The organism is Simiduia curdlanivorans (genome assembly GCF_030409605.1).
Taxonomy (GTDB): domain Bacteria; phylum Pseudomonadota; class Gammaproteobacteria; order Pseudomonadales; family Cellvibrionaceae; genus Simiduia; species Simiduia curdlanivorans.
The window spans coordinates 1,486,348-1,510,107 of sequence record NZ_JAUFQG010000004.1 but is presented as its reverse complement, the minus strand read 5'-3'; the positions used below and the strand labels follow the sequence as shown (position 1 = coordinate 1,510,107).

The window sequence follows — 23,760 nt, the reverse complement described above, 5'->3', positions numbered from 1 at the left end:
AATGGCGGCTACTTGCGTGTACTGATCAGGCGCTGTCGCCTACCCGCTTGCGCCGCTTTACGTTGTTCACCCCGTTGCTGCCCTTTCTCTAAACCTTGCTTATCGTTAGCATCGCCCTTTAAGTACTCAGCCAATGACGCAATAGTTGGATAGCGATACATACTCACCAAAGACACTTTTCGATCAAGTAACTGGCTCAACCGATTGTTAGCCTGAACCATAAGCAGGGAATTCGCGCCTAAATCGGTAAAGTTGTCTTTAGTTCCGATTTTTTCGATATTGAGCATGTCCTGCAACACTGACGCGATTGCCTGCTCAATATCACCTTGTGGCGCCACAAAATCCGCCTTTGCTTCACGCCGCCGCTTCTCAGGCCTAGGCAAGGCTTTCCGATCAATTTTGCCATTGGGCGTTAAAGGTAGCTTTGGCAGAATCAAATATTCACTCGGCACCATAAACGCAGGCAGATTTTCACGCAGCGCAGCCCTAACTCGGTCAATCAACATAAATTCAACGCCATGAGCCTTTGGCTCAAAACAATGTTGATTCAACGGCTTTAGTTTATCGATCGGCACATGCTGCAAGCTGCCACCATGGCGAGATGGAATAAAATAGGCATCGTAGCACTGCTTTAAACCGGACCGAGCCCAAGAGAGTTGAACCTGCCAACCTGCATCTAGCCTGTACAGTTGCTCTGGGTCTATTCCACTCGGCGTAACCTCGGCAATCCTAGCCTGCAAATCAGAAACTGTCGCAAAGCTTGCAGGCTCTTTGATCAGATCAGACACTAAGGCATGTGCGGCAATTCGAGGATTTACGATATCCCGCACAACCACACAGCTAGATGCTTGCGCCAGTAGCTGCTGAAGATCCACTAGGTTAGCTACCGACGGTAACGTTTTAAAATCAGCGTCTGTTAAATCAGCGTTAACCTTACCTTTTGATAAATACACATCGTAGCGGTACATGGACATTTCATTGTGATAGGCACCGCGCTTTAATTGAATATTGATATGCGACAGTGCCGGAAGCTCTGACTGCAATGCACTAAAAAAATCTGGATCAATAAGTAACTCAGCTTCCCGTTGGCGATACTCCTCTACCCGCGCCTGCAATTGGCTCACTGCCGTTGTGGGTGGCGTCGTCGCCAAGGCCAAGGAGTGATGAAAAATTTCCATATGTGCATAACTTCTTACATCGCCCACAAATACTTTGCCATTATCCGCAAGCAGCGAGAACACACGCTTAAGTACCTTGCTAACATAACGTGCCGACGGAAAGTATTGCAGCACAGAGTTTATGACCACCAGATCAAATGGCTCAGCATGCGCTAACGCAAGTTGATCGGCAGTAGACTGTACTAGCTCGACATTATCCAGCTCTAGTGCCGTTAGCTTTTGTTCAATTGTCGCTAAGGCTTGGCTAGAAAAATCGACACCGACATAAGCCTCGCAATGCGGTGCCACCCGAAATAACACCATGCCCGTACCGCAACCAATTTCAAGCACCCGCCTTGGCTTTAGCGCCAATATTCGCTCTGTTGTCGCATTAACCCACTCCAGCATCTGGCCCTGAGGATGCTGCTCACCGGTATAGCTATTGAGCCAGCCGGCAGTGTTTAGCGTGGGGTCGTCAGAAATTTCGTGCAATTCACCCGCGCGTGAGTGGCTACCGGATTGATAGGTTTCATTCCAAATTGATTGCCAGTGGCCAGTAGCTAGATTGTTAATCTCCGAGTCAGTCGTGTCAGAACTACTCGCCACAGAACCGCTCGTGTGCTGAATTAGATTGGCTAGTTTAGGTACAATGTATGCCACCAAACTTTGTACCTTATTTTCCATTTCAGCTACAACAACAACGCTATCCCTAACCTCTGGGTCAGCACAAATTAGCGACTCTATTTCACCCAGCTCGATGCGATAACCGCGAAGCTTGACCTGATGATCAAGTCGGCTAAGATATTCAATATCACCGCTATGCTTATACCTGACCAAATCGCCCGTGCGGTACATTTTTGCTTTCGGATCATCTACAAAGGGATTTGGCACAAAACGATCGGCCGTTAAATCTGGCCGCCCCAAATAACCGCGCACCACACCTTGGCCACCGATATACAGCTCGCCCTGAGCGCCAACGGGCACAGGGTGTAACGCGCTATCGAGAATATAAATTAAGGTATTGGCGATCGGTTTACCGATAGATACGTCGCGCGCTGCCCGAGCAACTAAACTCGAGGTAGACCAAATAGTCGTTTCTGTGGGGCCGTAGACATTGATTAAATCGCCAGTTAATACAGGCGCCAACAAACCGACCAAATCCATCGGCAAGGCTTCTCCGCCCAGCAGCACTTTCTTTACATTCGAGAGCGAAGAAAGCGCATCGGAATCAGCCGCCAACATCCGCGCCATTGAAGGTGTACATTGGAAGTGCGTGACCTGATGCCTGCGAATTTGGGCCGCCACGGAAAAGTCTTCTGCCCTAGCAGCATGAGTGCCTTGCTTCGGTAAGGACAGCTCACGCAAGGTATTAAGATGCACCAAACTCTCGAGCACTTGATCATCATCAACGCCGAAATCAATCAAGCAAGCTATCTCATCAACACCGGCTCGCTTTAAACGCTCAATAAGCGGCAGGCAACTCTGCGGTGTACCGAATACGCCTGCCGTTTCAAAATAACGGTCGAAGGCATGATCCAAGAGCGCATCGAGATCTTCGCTTGTTAAACTATTTGCGTCAAAACTGGGGTCAGTGGCAGCGCTCTTCGAGGGCTGTCGAAACGCCGGAAACGCCCAAGGAGCAATTTTAACTAGATCGAAAGATGTTTTTAAATACTGACAAAAAGGCTCGCGAACAATCTCCCGAACCTCGTCGACATCAACACCAAGGAAGGTGTGAACCATTACCGAAACAATACCATCACCTTGGTGACCATTGCGTCGCCGCCCCTCACGATAAGCTGCGATTTTAGCCTGAATATCCTCAATACTTTGGCCAAGTAGATTGGTCAAAATATTAAAGCCACCCTCGCCCGCTTGGCGGAAAGTATCTACATTACCGGCGGTGGTTATCCATATCGGCGGCTCCTTTTGCACTGGCTCTGGATAAACTCTGGCGTTAAATGGCTTTCCTTCGCCGCTAATCATGGCGACAGATTTTCCAGCCCAAAGGTCGCGAACTTTATCAATGCTATCAAACATGATTTGCTTGCGGTTTTCAAAATTCTCGGGCTGCAAGGTGAAATCATTGGCATGCCACCCGGACGCGAAAGAAAAGCCTACCCGACCACCTGAAATATTGTCGACTACAGACCACTCTTCAACCACCCGCACAGGATTATGCAGGGGTAAAACAATACTGCCAGCTCGTATAGCGACATTGGTGGTCACCGCCGCGATCGCAGCACTTGTGACAGAAGGATTTGGATAGAGCCCGCCAAACAGGTGAAAGTGTCGCTCTGGTGTCCAGACGGAAGAGAAGCCATGCGTATCGGCAAACTTCGCCCCTTCTAACAATAATTTATAGCGGTTATTGTTGGCAGAAGGGCCTGCGTCACTGGAGAAATAGAAGAGGCCAACATCCATGTGCCGAGCCTCTGTAGACGCAGAGACAGAGGCTAGAGACGGCGCCTCATCCTCCTGAATAACTACTTTAAAACCACGGCTCAAGGTCCAAAAAATTTCCAGCACAGAAATATCAAATGAGATACTCGTGACCGCAAGCCAAACACCCGGCTCACCTTGGTAATCCAACGTATCGTCCATGCCAGCAAAGAAATTCATGACATTTCGGTGCTCGATCATGACACCTTTCGGCCTACCAGTTGAGCCGGAGGTATAGATAACATAGGCCAAATTATTAGGGCTCATATCCACCGGCGCTAGCGTTGCGCCAACACCGCCTACTGAGTCAGAAGCCACCTGATCCACACAGCAGATATGCGCACGGTTATTGGGCAGTTCATCGCGCAAACGAGAGTGCGTGATAAGTATTGGCAAATTCGCATCATCAACCATCAACGCAATGCGATCCCGAGGATAGTGAGGATCAAGGGGTACATAAGCAGCGCCGGCTTTTAAGATCGCCAACAAACCGATCACCATCTCGATTGAACGATGTAGAAAAACGCCAACAAGGACGTCGGGCTTGGCCCCCGCGGCTTGCAGTTTTATCGCCAACTGAGTAGCGCGTTGATCGAGTTCTCGATAGCTAAGGTGGTTTTCTTTGAAGACTAAAGCCACCGCCTCGGGTCTCAGCTGAGCCTGAGCTTCAATAAGTTGATGTACACAGTGCGCGGCATCGTAAGGTCGCTGGGTTTGATTCCACTCGAGAAGCAGTTGGTTTTTCTCGCTCTCGCTAATCATCGGCAAATCATTAAGCGCCAACAGCGGATTGGCGATAGCCTGGGTCAAAAAGACCTTGAACCCCGCCTGTACACGACTAACCACCGGTGCCGGCAAAAGTTCATTATTAAAGCGCCACCGGTAGCCATTGCCGCCTTGCGGCACAACCAAAACCAATGCATCGCCCAACTCAGGGGGCTCTACAACACCCGCGTCTGCAATGACCACTGAAACAGGTAATTGCACCGGCACCACATCAGGCTGCCTGGCAAAAACATCGCGCGTATAAAACCCTTTTGCCTTAGCCGCACCCAAAAGATCCGCGAGATTTTTAACCAACACACCTATCTTGTTGGTGCCATCCAGGCTAGCCCGAAACGGAATGCGCCGACAAAATAGTTGATCGAATTCGATCTGCGCCGACGCCATTGACGGGTAAGCCAAGCCGATATCAAAAGCGCTTTCACCGGCTAAACGCGTCAAAAAACAATAATACAGTGCCGCGAAAATAATCGACGGCTCAAGCTCAGGAAAACTTGCCGTTAGCTGTTCCTGCTGTTGGCTGGATAGCAGTTCTACTGATTCAGAATACTGCGACGCAACCTGCTCTTGAACCTGTTCGGGAAAAAGAAACGGCTCGGCCTGGGCAAGGCGCGTCAACCAATAAGGCTCGTTTAGTCCCGCCTGCTGATAAGCCGCATGGATCGAGGCGCTCACGGCTACCTCCACCAGCGGCAACTGCGCCCCGGTAGTGAGATGTATGTCAACCGCTAACTGCCCCGCCGCGATTAATGTCGCATCGTGCAGCAGCAAAGTTTTGAGCTGAACAATACCGCCCGTTACTGCGACATCCACACCGCTGGCATCGATACTTACGATGGCACCCACTGGCGCAGTATGAGCAAAGGTACGAAACCCGGCCTCAGCGATCGAATAAAATCGGCGGCCGATTAACACCTTAGGTAAAGCCATGGGGTTCGCATCGGGCATGTAGCTCAACGATCGTAGCAGCGCACTAATTTTTTGCCCTGGCTGAGACCAATCAATAATGGCATTAGGGCGCCTAGCACGAGGAAATACCGTGCGCGCCGTTAAATCCTGTGACCGGAAGGTTGGCCTGTCTTCTGCCAGCTCTTGGATCAGCTCGATAAAGGTTTCGCGCGCCTTGGTAAAACATTTAACGTTTAAACTAAATGCTGTTTCGCCGGCTTCTATTGGAAATTCGACCTGCTTAAGAATTCTACCGGCGTCGAACTCTGTATTCATTTCATGCCAAGTAACACCAAATGTTGATTCCTGATTGGCAATAGCCCAAGAGGTCACATGCAAACCGGCATAGCGAGGCAAAGGTGCATCGTGGAAATTAATGGCGAGTTTTGTTGGCATCGCCAACAATCTAGCTGAAATTTTATTTAGGTTGATGACGCTAAATAGATAGGCAAATTCCCTCTGCTCAAGAAAAGACTCAACATCGCCCGAAGCCTCGATAACAGGAATATTATGAGCCTCGGCCCACGCCCTAAGCTCGGCGCTGTCAGAAACGATGGCTTGAATGCGATGAGATGCAGCCAGCAATAGTTGAGCACACACCAAAGTCAACTTACCGTTGCCAATAATGCTGCACGTAAAGGGATTAGCTATATTCGTTACTTGGGTCAAGATTCCATCCTTAATCAACTGCGACCATGAACCTTTTATGGTCAGAATTCCCTTAACTGAGTCGCAATGCCTTTAATCTCGCACCACGAACACTCGTTTGGGCCTACCTCACTGAGGTTCAGATTTTGTTGCCATCCGTTCCGGCGCACCCACACTTAACATCAGGATAGGATAACAGCAAGCAACCACAGCACGCCTGCTTAGTATCAGACAACTTAACGGCTCTAGCACACATCCAATCAAGCAAGCAAAGTAACCGAATTGGCGCCTCAGTCTCTGGTATGAGGTATTCTCTGATTAAAACATTATTCGTACAAGCAGGGCTCAGCAAACTTCCGCAGGCAAACCTCGCCCCAACGTTCAAGCATCCCACTCAAGGCTCCACCCTCGCGCCCCGCCATCCGGCGAACTACCGGCATTAGGCCGCACAACGCCGAAATACTTTACACACCTATAAGCGGCGCTGCCGTAAGGTGCTTCATCATTTTAGACTCCAAACCGTCCACCCAATAGCTTACCTAAATTCCATTCAACCCAGCGTAAACATAATGGCATGGCCACCAAAACGCGTTTGGCCGAAACGGGTTCAACCAAATATAGAAACCACTTTTCAATAACCACCCACTACCAACAAGCCACAAGGCCGCATATGCCGAACTCAACCCAACAAACGCCACCCACAACACACTGTCGACTTTATTTACATCAGGCAAGTGCGAAGGGTAATGAAATTACAAAAAACACATAGAAATCATAAGCTTAAGTGACATGGCACACTACATGCTTATTACTGCGAGAAACTCAACAACTGATACTCGTCACTCGGCAGCATGTTAAGCACGCTAAGACACTGAAGTATTTTCACAGGAAGGATTCCGATGCAAATCACATTGAAAGCGACCCTCATCAGCTGCGCACTTTTAGTCATCCCGGCGCTAACCAACGCTTCCGTTATCGTAAATTACAACGCAGATGCGGTTGCTGGCCAGGCAGCATTCATTAGTTCATTAAGTGGCCCAGTGGTAGTAGAAAACTTTGACGGCCTAGCTGACGCCTCTGCCGCGAACGGTGGCAGTCATCAAAACAGCTGGGAAAGCCACGCTGCAAGCTATGCCACCAACGTTGGCACCTTCAGCTTAGTAACTGCCGGCCAAGGCGGCTCCAACCTGTACAACAACCACATCATGATCGAAAGCGCTGCGACGGGCGAATATGGCAGAGAAACACTGTCAACCTACGATCGCGACCTGTGGCTAGACAGTAACGATGCGCGCGAAATTTCTTGGGCTTTTGATAACCCACAAACCAATGGCATGAATGCCTTTGGCTTTTTGATCGCAGATGCTGCCGACGTTGGCGCAACACTTAAATTATTGTTTGAAGACAATAGCCAATCGGACAGTTTTACCATTTCGCCCTATTTGCAGAGTGGTAACTTAGGTTACGTATCGGTTAGCAGCAGCATGAACATCATTGGCGCGACACTTAGCTTTATCAACAGCAAAGGGAATGATGGCTGGGGCATTGACGATATCGTTGTTGGCCGGCTACCAGAACCAGGCTCGATATTGCTGCTTGCACTCGGTCTATTAAGTTTGGGCATTGCCAGAAAGCAAGCGGCCCGCTAGCTATAACCGCGCCAGCACTCTGCTGGCGCGCTCTACTGCCCCCAATCTGGAAGTTACAAGTCATATTCGTTAGAATCAGCCAATACACTATTAGTTGATTAGCACATGGACGTTATGAGTTTAGTGATTTCCCGCATTCTGAAGTGCGAGCTGCTCGTTTCTTACAATACCTCAGCTCATTCAGCACCTATCACAGCAGCTCTCATTATACTACTCTCAGCATTCCAAGCCGGCTGCATGCACCCCCCAATTACCCAACAAATCAGCGCCAGAGCAAATAGGAGCAAATTAGCTTGATTGGCCCGCGCATTGACAATATTAAAGAGATACTAATCAGAAAGAGATTAAATTTTATAATTTATCTCGCTATCTTAGTTACCGTGGCTCTTTGCTACCCTACACTTAAAAGCTTGGGAAGCCATTGGACAAAATGGGACCAAGCACTTAGTCATGCCCTACCAACACTGGCTATGCTGGCACACTTTCTATGGCGCCTTAGTTTTAAAGCTGAAACGCCGAACAACAATATAAAACATCCAACACCATGGCTGCCGCTGTTAGCGTTAGGCTGCAGCTCGCTTTGTTGGTTTTTATTCCAGATCAATAGAATTGAACTTTTGTCAGCCATCTTCTGGCTAGCGCTGATCGGGTTTTACATTGCCGCTTGCTTTTCATGGAAAAGTTTTAAGCAGTTGGCGCCCACCCTTGCACTTTTACTATTCGTCATACCTATTTGGCCGCAACTAACCAACACCTTGGTCTCCTTAAGTGGCTTTGTTGTTAGCAAGTTGATCAGTGCGCTTCAGATTCCAGCCTTTATTGAAAACAATACAATCCAAATACCGAGCGGCTTGATTGTTATTGCAGACGGATGCTCCGGCCTCCGGTATTTAGTCATTGCCGTGCTCTTAGCCTACATCATAGGTCTGCTTAACCGATCCTCATTAAAACAAAATACATGGCTAATACTATGTAGTATTGCATTGGCACTTTTTGCCAACTGGGTAAGAATCTTTATCCTGATACTTATCGGTTACCACACAGAGATGCAAAGTAACCTCATGCATGACCACGAACTGTTCGGGTGGGCGGTATTTGGCGCGTTCATGTTGCCAGCGCTCTACTTTGCACCCATGGTTCAACACACTAAGCCACATGTCATTCATATGGAGATGGGCTCACCCGTTATTGCAACCCTCCTACTGGCGCTAGGCCCCCTGCTTTACCTGCTAGCAAACCACACTACCCCCCCTACAAACCCCTATTCATTGAAAGATTTTCAAAGCCAAGGCGACATAAGATATGTCATGCAAGAGGTGCCCATAAAAGCCATTAATAACACCTCTGTGGAAACCAAAAAGATAGACTTTCAAGACCTAAATGTTCGCATCGACCTGGTTAAAAATATACCGTCAAAGGAGGGTAAGCTAGTCCCTTATATCGACACCACCTACGATAAAGAAATCTGGAAGCGCGTAGATAGCCAACCGGTGAAGATAATGATGGAGAATTATCAAATAAGTAGGCTAAAGCATATAAACACTCAAGAACAGTTCCTACTCCTCGAGCAATTTAATATAGGCAAAGAGACTACTGGCAATTATTTATGGGCAAAATTATTGCAGCTCAAAGCCAGGGCGCTAAACCAGCAGTATTTCGCTATGATCATCTTTCAAACCCACTGCAACACCGACTGCCAAAGCGAAACAAGCAGCCTTATTGATATTGCAACATCCTGGGAAAAACGGCGGCCCCTATAGCCGAGAGATAAGCTAAAGAGGCCTATGGAAAAAACCTTGTAGCTTACGGAGCAAGCTCTGCAAGTAATGCTTCTCCACATAACGATGTAGTGGCAGGGTCAGCAATCTACTCGCAAAGCTTTTAGCATTAATCAAGGGGTACGGCACCTCAACCAAGGCCCCAACACCTTCAACCTGATCTATCGAGCGGCCATATAAGGCTGACGCACCAAGGCCGACCAGCTCCGCGAGCAACCTATCCCTTTCCTGCTCCGATGCGCACAACACAGGAAAGCGCAGTAATCTACCGCTTCGATTAGAACTCAAAGCGGAATAGGGGTTGCGATCAACGGCTACAAAAGCGTTCAACAAAGACGTTTCGAGCCCTTGTGAACGAACCCTATAAGCAGCTAAATTCGCGCCCAACAGCTTCAACCTTTGACTATCCATAAAGGCAATTTTAGTTTTAGGCTTGTAGACCGTTAAGCCCAAACGTAGAAACGGCAATAGGCACACTAAGCGATAACCAACTGGCCGCAGCATCAAGTTATAGGCAAATAATTTCAATCGATAGGTGTACCCAGTTTGCCCGTATTCATCCGGCTCAAACTGCAGCTCTGCCAAAGTAGCACGATAAAAAACGACACCGCCTCCCAATAAACTCAGCGGCTTACCCCGGCCAAAGGAAAACACCACATAATCCGCTACAGAAGTATATTCAGAAGCCGGCAACCACTGCGCATTATCCTCTACCAAGGCTACATCACGCGTGCCGATGACCTCGCGAATAGCCTCTAACCGCTCAGCCACACCCAGAAAATTGATGGCAATCACCGCAACCGTATCTGTATCCATGACTTGTGCTAGCTGGTGAAGATCGTAGCTTGCATCCTCTCTGCCAATATCAACCGCAACTGGTTGCAAACCAGCAAACTTGGCCGCGGATACTAAATCGGGGCAACAATATCCAGGTATGATCACTTTCGGAAACTTAACGTTCGCACGCCGCGCGCGCGCGTCGATTAACGCCACAGCTAGAGCAGATGTACCAGAATCGAGAAAACAAGACTGGAAGTTAGTCACCGCAAGCGCCGTATTGTCACCGAGACCAGAAGTTGAAATTGGGTTCCCAGTTGGCGCCAAGGCCCCAGGAATCAACGCGCGGAGGGCTTCCATGTGGTCATCCTTTTTCCCGTGAAAAATTTTACCGAAGCATCCATAAGCGCAACGTGAACCTGCACGAAAAAGTAAATCAACCGCACAACACCTGATCGACGCAAATCCGGCGCAAACTGGGCGGCCATGGCAACGCCGTAAAACCCTATCTGAGCCAAAAACACCAAGGCAAAAAGCAACCCTGTAGTCGCCAAAGCGGCTGAGGTAATAAAGAAAGCGACGAGAAACCAAGGTGTTAGCCAACGCATCAGCTTGTGCGAGATAACTTGTACAGCAAAAAAGCCAAAGGTGGATGGATTCATCACCTCGCTATGCCGCGACAGCCCCGTCATGCCTCGCAAAACGGTACGCACTTTTCGCTGATACTCTTTAGCAGGGTCTTGCAAATCCTGGTAAAAACCGAGCACATCAGGTGCAGAAACTGCTCGTAAACCCGATTTCACCGTATTCAACGCCGTATTAAAATCACTCGGCGAGTGAATGTCCCAGTCGGCGCAAACAGACTTGCGCGCAGCGAAGAAAGATCCACTCAAGCCCACCAAACCAGACAAACGCGACTCTAGCGCTCGCAACCACATTTCATACTTAACATAGGCCCCCTCACCCGCCACTACGCCATCTTTACTCACGAACCGGTCTTCGCTCGAAACGGCGCCTATTTCAGGGTCGGCAAAATAGTGCTCTAACTTCAATAGCGCATCATTCGGAATATGTGTTGCAACATCAGAAAACACCAGTACGTCACCCTTAGCCTCAAGAATGGCAGCCAGCTGGGCATTTTCCTTACCCAAGCGCTCACTGGCGCGAACTAAACGAACGCCACGATCGGAGTACTCGGCAACAATGGCATCCGTTGCGTCGTCAGAACAGTCTGAAGCCACGATAAGCTCTAAGCGATCGGCGGCAAAATCGATAGCGAGGGTATTCTCAATCTTTTCGCGAATCCTACGCTCTTCATTGTACGCAGTAACAATGAGGGTCATGTGGATCAGCGAAGAATCACCTTGCTCTTCGCCTTGGCGCTTGCGTCCAACAACCAATTCACGCGACTTTAAAACAAGTGGGTAAAGCAGATAACTGTATACCGAAGCTATCGCCAAGACCCAAAAGCAGACCTTTACCATATTAATCCCTTATTTTCCTTTTCCTTACCTTAACAAGCCGTTAAAATTCACCCCACAAGGGAGCAAGCCACATTCAAGTTAAGGATGAATATTGAATGGCAAGTTTAAACCAACCGCTGCGCGTAATGCACATTATTTCCGGAGACCTTTGGGCCGGGGCTGAAGTGCAGGCCTATACGCTGCTGAAGCACCTTCAGCCAGACTGCGAACTAAGCGTTGTTTGTTTAAATGATGGTGAGCTATCAGCACGGCTAGGCGCATTACATATTCCCGTTGAAATTATTCCTGAAGCAGACTTCAACGCCGCTCAAATTCTATTTCGCTTGCGTAAAGCCATACTGGTATTTAAGCCAGATATCATTCACACCCATCGGCAAAAAGAAAACATTCTGGGTTCCATTGCAAATCTATTAGCGAACCCAATCGCCTCGAATAGAGCGAAATGCCTGCGCACCGCACACGGCGCACCAGAATATGCGCCAACAGGCCTGCAACGCATTCAGGTAGCCCTGGATACCTGGGTAGCGAACCACTTACAGTTTGGCATAATTGCCGTATCCGAAGACCTAGGGCAGATACTGAAGGCAACATACGCTCCAGAAAAAATTTTCGTGATACACAACGGCGTAGACATAGAACCTCTTCAGGCCATTGAACCCATAGAATTTCAACCGGCTACCGAAGGTCCCACTAGGCATATTGGCATTGTAGGCCGGCTTGAACAGATAAAACGTGTAGACCTGTTTTTACAGGCGGCCAAATTAATCTTAACTAAAAAAAACCTAAACTGTCATTTCCATATCCTAGGTGACGGCAAGCAAAAGCCTGAACTTGTAAGGCTAGCTAAGTCACTGGAAATTGATAGATTTGTTACCTTTCATGGCCATCAATCAAACGTACATCGCTATATTAAATCACTCGATGTACTCGTGATATGCTCAGACCATGAAGGCACGCCAATGGTCGTGCTGGAAGCTTGCGCACTAGGTGTCTGTGTTGTCGCAAACAAAACGGGTGGGTTGCCAGAAATAATAGCAAATGAAGATGGGCACCTACTCAGCAATGAACACTCCGCCAGAGGGTATGCCCAAACAATTGAGAACATTCTCAGTGCAAGAAAAAAAACACCCACTTTAAACAAGAAATTCACTGCCGAGTATAACGCTAAAAAGACCATCGAGTTATACGGCAAAAAACGTAAATGTACCGCCACACTAACGAGCACCAAATGTACATAGCACAGATAATCAAGACACTTCTTAAAATGCTCACTAAAACACAGAGAGCTGAATTTTACACGCTGACACTATTTTTTATATTCTCAGCTTTCATACAAATAGTTGGCATAGCAAGCATTGCGCCGTTTATAACCTTACTCTCAGATCAGAGCATCGTTCACAGCAATAAGTTTTTTAACTATGCGTATAAGTTTTCAGGAGCGGAAAGCGAAAGTCAATTTACAATTCTATTTGCACTGGCGTCTCTCGCACTGATTTTTGTATCAAACTTGATATCCGTTGTAACCCTATGGCTACTTATAAGATTCTCTGTGACGATTGGCGCGCAAATTCAATCGGACCTATTTAACAATTACCTTCACAGAGAATACGTCTATCACAAATCAGAAAATTACAATGAAATAATTTCTGTAATATCGCAAGAAACGCCCCGCTTTGTTTACATGGTTTTACAACCTTTTTTACTGCTTATTAGTCAATCAATGGTGGCTGCAATTATAATCGTAGGGCTTATAGCAATTAGTCCATCAGTTGCATTTTCATCAGCCGCCATCCTTGGAGGAGCCTACTTAATAACCTACATATCAGTGAAGAAGTCCCTAAACATTAACGGGACAATCATGTCTGACCGAAATAGCAAGATGCAGTCTATTCTCTCAGAAAGTTTTATCGGTATAAAAGATTTGAAGTTAAGCCACACCGAAGAGGTTTACTTAACTAAACTAAAGCAGATTAACTTAAAAGGACTTAAAGCATCGGCTTCAATTGCTTTAACGGGGGATATTCCAAAATTCGTTATTGAAACCGTAGCTTTTGGGGCAATCTTACTACTCGCCATTTTTGCCCTTCTCAAAGGCGATAATGGTAAGGATCTCATAGCCCTACTCAGCATCTACGCTATTGCTGGATACAAACTACTGCCCACCATGCAACAGGTTTACAAGTCCATTTCCGCAATGAGTGCAAATGGACCGGTAGTAGACACCTTATACCGCGAACTTAACTACAAATCAAAAGAGAAAGATAATACGCATACGAGAAGTAAAATCGACATACAGTCTATTGATGCAGAGAATATTGACTACACCTACCCAAACACCAAAGAACGAGCGATCCGAAATATCAGTTTAAACCTCAGCAAAGGTAAGATATATACCATTGCGGGTCACTCCGGATCAGGGAAGTCAACGCTTGCAGATGTACTACTTGGCCTACTGGAAAACCAAGAAGGTCAAATCAAAATCAATAATGTACCACTAAGTGAATTTGGAATAGAAGAATACCAGAACAATCTGGCATATGTAGCACAAAACATATTCATTCTTGATAGTACCGTCACCAAAAATGTCGCATTTGGCGCAGGTGATGAAGAAATTGACGATAAAAAAGTGGCTCACGCACTACAGAAAGCACGAGCCAATGATTTCGTAGCCAAGCTGCCGAACGGGGCCAACACCCAACTAGGACAAGACGGTAAACTATTGAGTGGTGGGCAGAGGCAGCGAATTGCCATTGCAAGGGCGCTTTACCAACAAAGCTCAGTTCTTATATTAGACGAACCAACGAGCGCATTGGATATCGAAAGTGAATACGAGATCATGCAACTTTTGCAGGAACTCAAAAAAGACATGCTCATTCTGGTGATATCCCATAGGCCATCGGCGATAAAGTTGTCCGATCAAGTCATTCTTTTGGACAACGGTATTATCTCATCCAACGATAGCTTCGCCAACTTAATCGAGAAAGATGCAGGATTTAGAGCACTAATGGACAAGGGGTTTGGGAATCACACAAACACTAAGACAATAGAAAGCACACAAGAAAATTCCCGGCAGCGCAATGAACAATAACACTTTTTACAAAAATAATTTCAACTTAATTCGTATTTTTGCGGCATTGCAAGTTGTGCACTATCATCTCGTATCAATCTACGGAGTTGATGCTAGTTATTTTCATGTGGTTGTGCTCAAAATACTAGGATTCTTCCCCGGAGTTCCCGTGTTCTTTTTTATCAGTGGCCTTTTGATTAGCAGATCATGGGAATCAAGTAGGTCATGGAAAGACTACGCGCTTAAACGAGCTGCCAGAATTGAACCTGCATTATTTGTAAGCGTAATTTTTGCTATTGCGCTTATATACACAACCAATTATTTTGAACTGGCTGGATCGCCCCCCGACATCTTTCAACTAATTTTGCTGACGCTATCTAAAGTAACAATAGTGCAATTCTACAACCCAGACTACCTTCGTGCATATGGTGACGGGGTCTTGAACGGAAGCCTATGGACAATTACTGTAGAACTTCAATTTTATATCCTTATACCGCTGCTCTACTTAATAGCGGGAAAAAGAATTCCAAAAATCGCATTCTTCTCAATGTTCTTCATTTTCATTTTTGCAAACATTCTTTACGACTACTTATCGAGCAACATTTCAAACAACATTCCTCTAAAACTTTTTCGTGTCTCCTTCGCCCCATGGATATTCATGTTTATAGCTGGAGTTATATTCCAACAGAATTTCGAAAGAGCGCATCGGTATCTAAACGGGAAGTTCACTCCCCTACTAATTGGATACCTAGCCTTCAGCTACGGTGCGCTTCAACTAGGCGCCGACTTCGGCAACTCATTAAACCCGTTGATGTTCATATTCCTTTCTGCTGTTATTTTTTCAGCCGCATATACAAATGAATCCCTAGCAGATAATACACTTAGCAACATTGACATATCTTACGGCACATATCTCTATCACATGCCAATAATCAACTGGTTCTTATACTCAAAGATCACCCCCACCTACCTTACTGGCACATTGATATTTGTGATTACATTAATAGTCAGTTTAGCCTCTTGGCTGTTTATCGAAAAGCCGGCCTTAGATTTAGCAAAGCGGCACATAAAAAGGAATGAAAGCAAAAACAAGGCAGCAGCATCATGAAAATTCTAGTCATGTTTCACACCCCCAGCAATGCTGGATACGCAATGGCAGCGTTAGAGAAAATTTTTCTTAAAACTGCGAGCAAATTGACGGGATCTCAAGAAAAAGTATTTTTTTCATTTAGCGATCTTGACGCCGGGCCACCGAAAAGCCTTCCAGGCGATTTTAAAAATGTCATCGCGCTTAACTATAAAGATATCGGGACCTTCGATAGCGCGAGCTGCTACATCAAAGAGAAAGGCATTGAATATGCATTTTGCTTTGACGTTCAACCAAATGCCAAGGTTTGCACGATGTTGCGCAAAAACGGGATTAAAAATATTGTCTCGTATTGGGGCTCTACAATAAGCTCCAAAAATGGTCCTGTTAAGCTAGCTTTAAAGAAGCTGCTTCTTGCATTCAACAAAAATAAACCGGATCACTTTATATTTGAATCGGAAGCAATGAGAGATCTTGCAGTTAATGGAAGAGGAATAAGCATGAAACAAACAAGTGTAATTCCTACCGGGATTGACACGAGCTTATTCAAACCAGCAAAGAATAAAAGCGACTATTTGACAACCGAATTCAAGATACCAAGCGATGCAAAAGTTGTATTCTACTCTGGCCACATGGAAGAACGGAAGGGTGTACGAACAATTATTGAAAGCGCTATTGAGCTACTCCAATCACCGGAGAACAATCACATCCATTTTTTGATCTGTGGCAACCGACCAGGCGAGGAAGAAAAGTTTATTGCCATGCTTCAAAAAAGCAATGCATTAGGACATGTCCATTTTGCCGGCTACCGAAATGACCTGCCCACAATAATGCCACAATGCCACATAGGCGTCGTTGCATCCACCGGATGGGATTCATTTCCAATGTCAACATTGGAAATGGCTGGTTGCGGTTTACCTATAATCGTTTCTCGATTACAAGGTCTAATCGAAACCGTAGATGATCATGTAACCGGCCTCACTTTTACACCAGGGAGTGCAAAAGAATTAACAAATTGTATTCTATTACTTTTAAATGATGAGCAACGATACAACAAAATGTCTGTAAGTGCAGTCGCAAGAATCAAAGGGAAATACACGACTGAACACCAAATCGCCAACCTGGAAGGCTGCTTAGCTTCGGTATTTAGTGGTTACTAGAATGTAGATCACCTCGGCAAAGCAACCAGATCGAGTTTAGTAGAGCACCCAGACATGCTCGAGTCGTAACATGTATGAACCAATAAAGTATGATTAATGATTCATATCACAGGCTGATGTGCATCATTAATCACAACTAAAACCTACAGCAAACGGATGCTCTCATTGAATACAAAATTAAATATCTTGTGGCTGTCGCACCTTGTTCCATATCCGCCAAAGGGTGGGGTTCTGATGAGGAGCTATTATTTATCTCGCCACCTAGCCGAACACCATAACGTGGACTTAGTTGCGCAAATTCAACCCAACCTAATCAGCCCCTTTTTTCCGTCTGTCGAAGAAGGCCTAGAAACTTCAAAACAGCATCTGGGGTCGATTTTTAGAACGACAATATTCTCTCCCATGGACTGCGGAAATGGTACATTTAACAAATTGTTTTTGGCTCTAAAATGCCTATTTATGAACACCCCATATTCTGTTGAGTGGCATAACTCAAGGATTTTTAAGGAGTCGGTAGAGAATCTGCTCTCAGAAAGAAAGTACGATCTGATTCACATTGACACCATTGGATTATGTCAATTCATTCCCGATAAAGAGACAACCATGCTGGCACTTGATCACCACAACATTGAGTCTTCTATGATGTTACGTCGATCGAAAAAGTGCAGTAATTTTTTTAAAAAGGCGTACTATTTTCTTGAATACATAAAGCTAAACAGATACGAGAATGCCCAATGCCCACGAAGCAAGATCCATATAACCTGCTCTGATCCTGACTCGAAACAACTACTACGGCGCTTTCCCAAATGCAAGATTTTGGACATACCAAACCCTGTTCCTAGGCAATCATCAAAAAATCAGCGCACGCCAAGCAAAGAATCTCCCAAAGCTCTCTTTATCGGCGGTTTAGACTGGTACCCAAATACTGATGCAGTTCAACATTTCTTAGATGAATTGGCACTTCCATTAATAGAAGCCAACCAAAGCCTAACCATCGATATTATCGGAAAGAATCCAAATGACAGTATAGTCTCAGCCAGCAAACGTTTTAAAAATGTAAAACTACATGGCTTTGTTCCAGAAATTGCTCCCTTCTATATAAACAGCAACTTGTATATATGCCCAATCAGAGATGGTGGAGGCACAAAGCTTAAAGTTATTGATGCTATGATAAATGAACAAGCAGTTATTGGATACCCGGAAGCGTTCGAAGGACTTGATGTAACCGACGGATTAAATGCCATAATCTGTAGTTCCAGAGAAGAGTTTTTAACTAAATTCACTCACTATATAAACGACATAGAAAAAATACTGTCTATAGGCCAAGAAGCTAGGCGGTATGCTGAGTCGGTTCACTCAGACGATGTTGCTGGAAAGAAACTACTCGAATTTTATACTGCCAACACACGGAAGGATGATTGAATGAATAGCTACCTATCTAAATATTTCGTCTATTATCCGGCGACAATATTAAAAGGTGAATCAATTTCTAAACACCTAAATGCCTATCGCAATTTTCAGTACAAATCAAAAGAGGATATTAAGAGCTCGCAAAACTTGATGTTCCAATCGATTTTAAAGCACGCCAAGGAATCAAGCGAATATTATAAGGAAGCCTTGAAAGACGTCGACATCGATAAATTTTCTCTTGTCAGAGATATCAACTCCGTACCAGCGCTATCAAAAAACCAGTTAATAAACTCGCTAGACAAAATCCAGTCAAACATGTCACTGCGATATGAAACGAAAACAACTGGAGGGTCCACCGGTCAGCCGGTATCAATTCTAAAGAACACTGACGCCCTAGCAAGAGAACGCGCAGCCACATGGAGAGCCTACGAATGGGCGGGAATTGGAGTTGGAGATGCGCAAGGTCGATTCTGGGGCGTCCCACACTCAGCCAAAGCAAAAGTCAAAGCCAGCATAATTGACTTTATAGCCAACAGGATGCGGATTTCTGCATTTGATTTAGATGATAAATCGCTTGGAAACTACTACAAGAAACTTCTTAAATTTCGACCGAAGTACCTCTATGGATATGTTAGCGTAATAGAAGCTCTAGCCAATCATATTGACAGCCATAACTTAAAACCACTAAGTGGTCTAATATCGATCATTACCACATCAGAGGTTCTCTACCCCCATGCTAGATTAAAAATTGAAAAATGCTTTGGCATCAAAGTTTTTAATGAGTATGGCTGCGGGGAGGTAGGCTCCATTGCCCACGAATGCAAGAGTGGAAACATGCACGTTATGGCAGACAATCTATTTGTTGAAACCGATAGCACCGGCGAGATTATCGTAACGGATTTCCATAACCTTAAGACCCCTCTAATTAGATACAGAACTGGCGATTTTGGAGAACTGTCCAATAAACCTTGTTCGTGCGGGGTAACGCTTCCATTGCTATCAAAAATCCAAGGAAGAGCCTATGACATTATAAAACTTAATTCAGGCAGAAGTATTCATCCCGAATCTCTTATTTACGTTATTGAAGATTTTAAAAAAGCAAGAAATGTTATTTCGCAGTTTCAAGCAATTCAAACCTCAGCGAATAATTTAGTTATTAATATCATCCCAAAGGACGACTGGTCAAGCAATGATGCACATGTTATCAACAACAAATTGCTAGAAACCTTTGACTCTCAATTAAGCATTGATATAAATCTTGTTGATTCAATACAACGAGAACCCTCAGGAAAAATGAGAGTAGTTAAGTCGCTTTTGTTATAAGATTGAGCTTCATTTTACGTTATAAAAATGGTGACACATCGACCATTATAAAAGTAGATTTTGGTATATAACGCTGCAAGACTTGCCGATCTCGGACGCTATAAATGGATTCAATATCAGTAATTATACCAACCTTCAACAACGCACAGCATATTGAGGAGGCAATTCGCACCATCCTAAATCAAACGCTGCAAGCAACAGAAATAATCGTTATTGACGACGGGTCCACAGACAACACGAAGTCGGTATTAGAATCGATAAACTGTAGCTATGTGTATTACTACAGGCAGGAAAATTCTGGGGCCTCCTCTGCCAGAAATTTCGGAATGAAAATTGCGAAAGGAAAATACATAGCCTTTTTAGATGCTGACGATCTTTGGTTACCCAACATGCTGGAAGAGCAGGCTTACGCGCTAAATCTCCACACCTCCGCCGCACTTTCCATTACCAATTTCATTCGATTCGACGCTACTAATAGAGTTAAATTTCTACCGCAGTTTTCATTCTATCATGAACTAGCCTTAGCTAGGACGAGGGCCAAGCCGACAGGAAACCTAACCGCCATAGAGGGAAGATCATTCACCACACTTATAAAGTTCGGTGAATTTCCGGCGTTTACCTCTGCCATCATGTTCAGGAAGTCTTACTTGAAAGGACTTCTATTTAGTACAAAGTTAAAAATTTGCGAAGACGCCGAGTTTGTGCTGAAAGTATCTACACGAGGCGGCGCCGTATTCAATGACAATATTTTAATGGAGATGAGAAGGCACGACAGCAACACAACTAAACATTGGCAAAACATATCTACGGATAAATTACAGGCGCTTTTAGTTCTCGCAGAATACTCAGACCTAAGCTCCGACCAAAGAATCGCCCTCAACGACAGACTAATACGTGCAAACATCGACGCCTCGACCTACCAGCTTCGAAACGGTAGTGTTATTGAAGGCCTAGGCTACTACATCAACTCGCTAAAAATTGCCGGACATCCAACCAGAAAAGTAAAAGGAGCGCTGAGAGCAACCATAGAATTAGTCAAACGTAGTTATAACACGCTAAAACAATATTTACTGTAGGCCAACACAAACCATTTTAAGAAATACAAACTTTTTAAAAAACACTTTTACAACACATTAACAATTTAGTGTATACCAAAAAAATTAGTCTCCACGGTGCGTACGCGCGCATAGAAATGCTAATCCCCTGCGCGGGGCAGTTAGTTCATTCTAAGGGACCTTCGCGCGCCGACTTCCTTTAGTAGCACCTATTTTAGAGTTTGCTTGAATTTTGAAATTATCAATAAGGAATACAGTATCAACCAAGAAGCCTCCTCCATCTGCTCCATTAGCCCAACCTAATAATGTTCCTTGATCAATGAAGTTACCTCTTGTAGAGAATGGAATAAGGTTTTTTCCGAGAGGCGCTTGAGTATATGCCTTTTGTAATTGGGGATGATGCGTACCAGTGATGAACACTCCGTCTTTGTATATCTCCACAGAACCTTTAGTATGAGAATCCTCTGCAAGCTGCAACAATACGTCTATACGACTCCATGATCCCTCCCGATCCTTCATAATAAGTGGCTCACCACTAATCATTGAGTGTCCATAATTATTGCCATCAACACCAATATAAATCGAAGGCGAGGCACCACCAGGCATACCCCACATTTCACTGTTTATAGATATATTTGCATTTGATGTTCCGTAAACACCTGACCAAAGATAAAATAATTTATGGTTGTGCTCAATGTGTATATAGTCCTCCGGAATGTATATATCAAAGCTCATATGTAACTGTACCGCGTTTACACCTAACCTAAAATCATATTCAGACCAAGAGTCGCCAGACCCCTCTGAATTAGGTACGTACTTCATCTCCATTACTTTGTTACCAGAAGATGTCGGGTCCGGAATGCTGTACCTTAAGTAGACTCCCTCCCCCTGCCAAAAGGAAGCGTCAGGGGTCGGAGATTCGAAATCATCAGAAAACTCCCACTCAGGGTCGACTAGCCCAATATCTAATTCAGCCAACGCAACAGGCGATAGAATTGATAATATTAGAGGGTAAGCACAAGCAAGAATTGTTTTCATTTAATCACCACATTAACTCGTTTATTTCAAACTTTATTGGCGATACGAACATATCTTATCATTCTAAAATTGTCAGATACACCAACCCAGTTACTATAGATTAGGTGCTATAGAAAGACCAATCTCCTTAATGCATATTAACTTAACGCTTGACTTAGCTTTTTTCCATTTTTAGAAGAAAAGCAATTCAAAAGGCCTTGATTTATACCTAAAAGAAAGTAGATATAGGGATAAAGAGCCACAGACATAAAAAAAGAAGATATAAAGTATCCGAGCAATGCCAAATCGACATAACGGGTATAGCCAACTACCTCCGTATGAAAACTCCGAGAATGTGCACTAGATCTAATTTTTTGGGTTAATACGAGACATTGGAAAACCATTAAGCAGTAAGCAAATAGTCCAGGGTAGCCCATTTCACTTGCGGCTTGAATTAGCGTGTTATGAGCAACTTCTTTTCGATACGAGAATGCTTTAAAGGCAGACGGGTCATAATAGTATCGCTCGAAGTATTCTGGAAATGCATTCAATCCAACACCAAACAACTTGTTCTCACCGAGCATATCAAGCCCAGCAGACCAATACACCAAACGAGACTCGGATGTGGCGTCACTGCCCATAGATTCAAACCTAGCCTTTTGCTCTTCCGGCAAAAACGTTAGAGCAAAAAATGCCAGCAAGGAAAAGGCCAGCATGTTTTTAATATTAACTTTCCAAATAGCTATGGCTGCAATAATAAAAACAACAGCTAGAGCCAGCTGACTACCCCGAGAACTAGCAGCAATAACCGTCATTGCTCCAGTAAGCGGAGCTAAATAATAGAGCTTATTAACTTTTTCGTGCATCAATAAAAAGCCGAAACTCATACATGTAAAAATCACCATGATCAGCGCCAACTCGCCAGAATTTTCAAACCAACCGCGCGGCCCAGCAATCCCCCAGGAAGTAAAAGAGAACCCCCTCAGCGCCCAGGTTTTCGCACCAAACAACGACATTTTGAAGATGATTAAGAAAAATAGAATTAAAATAAGCTTGAACTGCTTAAAGTTTCGAATGCTATTAGAAAACATCAGAACGACTACAAACCATGATATTGGCACATCAATCACTTTCTTAGCCGACTCAGGAAACTCAGTATTTAAATAGGAAAATATGCACGTTAACGCGAATAGAGCCACATAGATATGCGTCCCCTGAATTTTTAGTTCACCATTTTTAAATAATGCTATGCAACCGATCACTAAAGAAAGCTGAGCCCACGGCAGAAAGTCTAACCAAGGGAAGATGGTGTGCGGCCGCAAGTATTCAAAGACTAAATAAGCACAAGCGCAGTAAAACGCTAAATCTTGTTTTCGGCACTCAGCAATAAAGTATTTTAGATCGGCCAGCATTCGTTCAGGACCTAGGTGCAGCGTCTAAATGAGAAATTAAATTTAATGTGCACTCAGAAAGATGCACCAAACAGTTACTCGCGTAACTATCACTGGCCGAATAGGGGTCATGGATATATACGTTTTTATTTGTTGCGAATGCACCTAGCAATAGAATTTGAGAATCGCTATAGATTGCACTTAATAACTTTGCTTGATATGGCTCCATGCATACAAAGGAATCTCCGGGCTGATATACGTAGTCCCTGATAGAGGTAGTTCTATGCGCTTCAAGTGACACACCCATTTTCTCCGATAGTGCTGCAACTCTGGAGTTTGCCGCCCCCCCGGTCTTAGTATCCAATCCAATTGAGCACACGGGGATATTCGACTTTTCCTTAAACAGCCACTCAGCAAAAGCACTTCGACAAATATTACCCTTGCATACAAATACGATTCGAGCAGGCTTATGGTGAACTACTTTATAGCGTTTGTATTTGTTAAATATCTTATCCAGTACTTGATAGTAATAGTGCTTGAGCATTCCTTTCTTGCTGCCAAAATTTTCTGCAATACTTGTCATA

The 23,760-nt window shown here is 44.8% G+C and carries 15 protein-coding genes; 9 read left to right on the top strand and 6 right to left on the bottom strand.

Features of this window, described 5'->3' with window-relative positions:
• Positions 1-8: 8 nt before the first annotated feature.
• Positions 9-5,999: a MupA/Atu3671 family FMN-dependent luciferase-like monooxygenase gene (locus tag QWY82_RS06805; protein ID WP_290260809.1), complete on the bottom strand. Its 5,991-nt coding sequence runs from the start codon at positions 5,997-5,999 to the stop codon at positions 9-11.
• A gap of 878 nt (positions 6,000-6,877) precedes the next feature.
• On the opposite strand from QWY82_RS06805, the gene QWY82_RS06800 reads away from it, so the two are divergent.
• Positions 6,878-7,627, top strand: coding sequence for a PEP-CTERM sorting domain-containing protein (locus QWY82_RS06800; RefSeq protein ID WP_290260808.1), 750 nt, complete (start codon positions 6,878-6,880; stop codon positions 7,625-7,627).
• A gap of 293 nt (positions 7,628-7,920) precedes the next feature.
• Positions 7,921-9,387 (top strand): exosortase, encoded by a 1,467-nt coding sequence (gene xrt, locus QWY82_RS06795; protein ID WP_290260807.1) that lies wholly within the window; start codon positions 7,921-7,923, stop codon positions 9,385-9,387.
• A gap of 12 nt (positions 9,388-9,399) precedes the next feature.
• Here xrt and QWY82_RS06790 read toward each other — a convergent pair whose 3' ends face one another.
• Together QWY82_RS06790 and QWY82_RS06785 are read right to left on the bottom strand one after the other, a co-directional pair.
• Positions 9,400-10,542 (bottom strand): DegT/DnrJ/EryC1/StrS family aminotransferase, encoded by a 1,143-nt coding sequence (locus QWY82_RS06790; protein ID WP_290260806.1) that lies wholly within the window; start codon positions 10,540-10,542, stop codon positions 9,400-9,402.
• Positions 10,521-11,666 (bottom strand): glycosyltransferase family 2 protein, encoded by a 1,146-nt coding sequence (locus QWY82_RS06785; RefSeq protein ID WP_290260805.1) that lies wholly within the window; start codon positions 11,664-11,666, stop codon positions 10,521-10,523. Before QWY82_RS06785 ends, QWY82_RS06790 begins: the two co-directional genes overlap by 22 nt.
• Positions 11,667-11,761: 95 nt before the next feature.
• On the opposite strand from QWY82_RS06785, the gene QWY82_RS06780 reads away from it, so the two are divergent.
• The 7 genes from QWY82_RS06780 (at position 11,762) to QWY82_RS06750 (ending at position 20,789) form a co-directional block, all read left to right on the top strand.
• Entirely contained in the window at positions 11,762-12,904 is a 1,143-nt protein-coding gene (locus QWY82_RS06780) for a glycosyltransferase (protein ID WP_290260804.1), read from the top strand.
• Entirely contained in the window at positions 12,895-14,754 is a 1,860-nt protein-coding gene (locus tag QWY82_RS06775; protein WP_290260803.1) for an ABC transporter ATP-binding protein, read from the top strand. The genes QWY82_RS06780 and QWY82_RS06775 overlap by 10 nt, the downstream gene beginning before the upstream one ends.
• Positions 14,744-15,841, top strand: coding sequence for an acyltransferase family protein (locus tag QWY82_RS06770; RefSeq protein WP_290260802.1), 1,098 nt, complete (start codon positions 14,744-14,746; stop codon positions 15,839-15,841). The genes QWY82_RS06775 and QWY82_RS06770 overlap by 11 nt, the downstream gene beginning before the upstream one ends.
• Positions 15,838-16,980: a glycosyltransferase family 4 protein gene (locus tag QWY82_RS06765; RefSeq protein WP_290260801.1), complete on the top strand. Its 1,143-nt coding sequence runs from the start codon at positions 15,838-15,840 to the stop codon at positions 16,978-16,980. Before QWY82_RS06770 ends, QWY82_RS06765 begins: the two co-directional genes overlap by 4 nt.
• 165 nt (positions 16,981-17,145) lie before the next feature.
• Positions 17,146-18,402, top strand: a complete 1,257-nt coding sequence (locus QWY82_RS06760) for a glycosyltransferase (RefSeq protein WP_290260800.1) — start codon at positions 17,146-17,148, stop codon at positions 18,400-18,402.
• Positions 18,403-19,713: a phenylacetate--CoA ligase family protein gene (locus QWY82_RS06755; RefSeq protein WP_290260799.1), complete on the top strand. Its 1,311-nt coding sequence runs from the start codon at positions 18,403-18,405 to the stop codon at positions 19,711-19,713.
• Positions 19,714-19,817: 104 nt separating this feature from the next.
• Positions 19,818-20,789: a glycosyltransferase family 2 protein gene (locus tag QWY82_RS06750; protein WP_290260798.1), complete on the top strand. Its 972-nt coding sequence runs from the start codon at positions 19,818-19,820 to the stop codon at positions 20,787-20,789.
• A gap of 150 nt (positions 20,790-20,939) precedes the next feature.
• On the opposite strand, the gene QWY82_RS06745 is transcribed toward QWY82_RS06750, so the two are convergent.
• From QWY82_RS06745 to QWY82_RS19895, 3 genes are all read right to left on the bottom strand, one after another.
• Positions 20,940-21,806, bottom strand: a complete 867-nt coding sequence (locus tag QWY82_RS06745; RefSeq protein WP_290260797.1) for a hypothetical protein — start codon at positions 21,804-21,806, stop codon at positions 20,940-20,942.
• Between the two features lie 137 nt (positions 21,807-21,943).
• Positions 21,944-23,197: an O-antigen ligase family protein gene (locus QWY82_RS06740; RefSeq protein WP_290260796.1), complete on the bottom strand. Its 1,254-nt coding sequence runs from the start codon at positions 23,195-23,197 to the stop codon at positions 21,944-21,946.
• A gap of 4 nt (positions 23,198-23,201) precedes the next feature.
• Positions 23,202-23,720, bottom strand: coding sequence for an arsenate-mycothiol transferase ArsC (locus QWY82_RS19895; RefSeq protein WP_353958699.1), 519 nt, complete (start codon positions 23,718-23,720; stop codon positions 23,202-23,204).
• Positions 23,721-23,760: the final 40 nt, after the last annotated feature.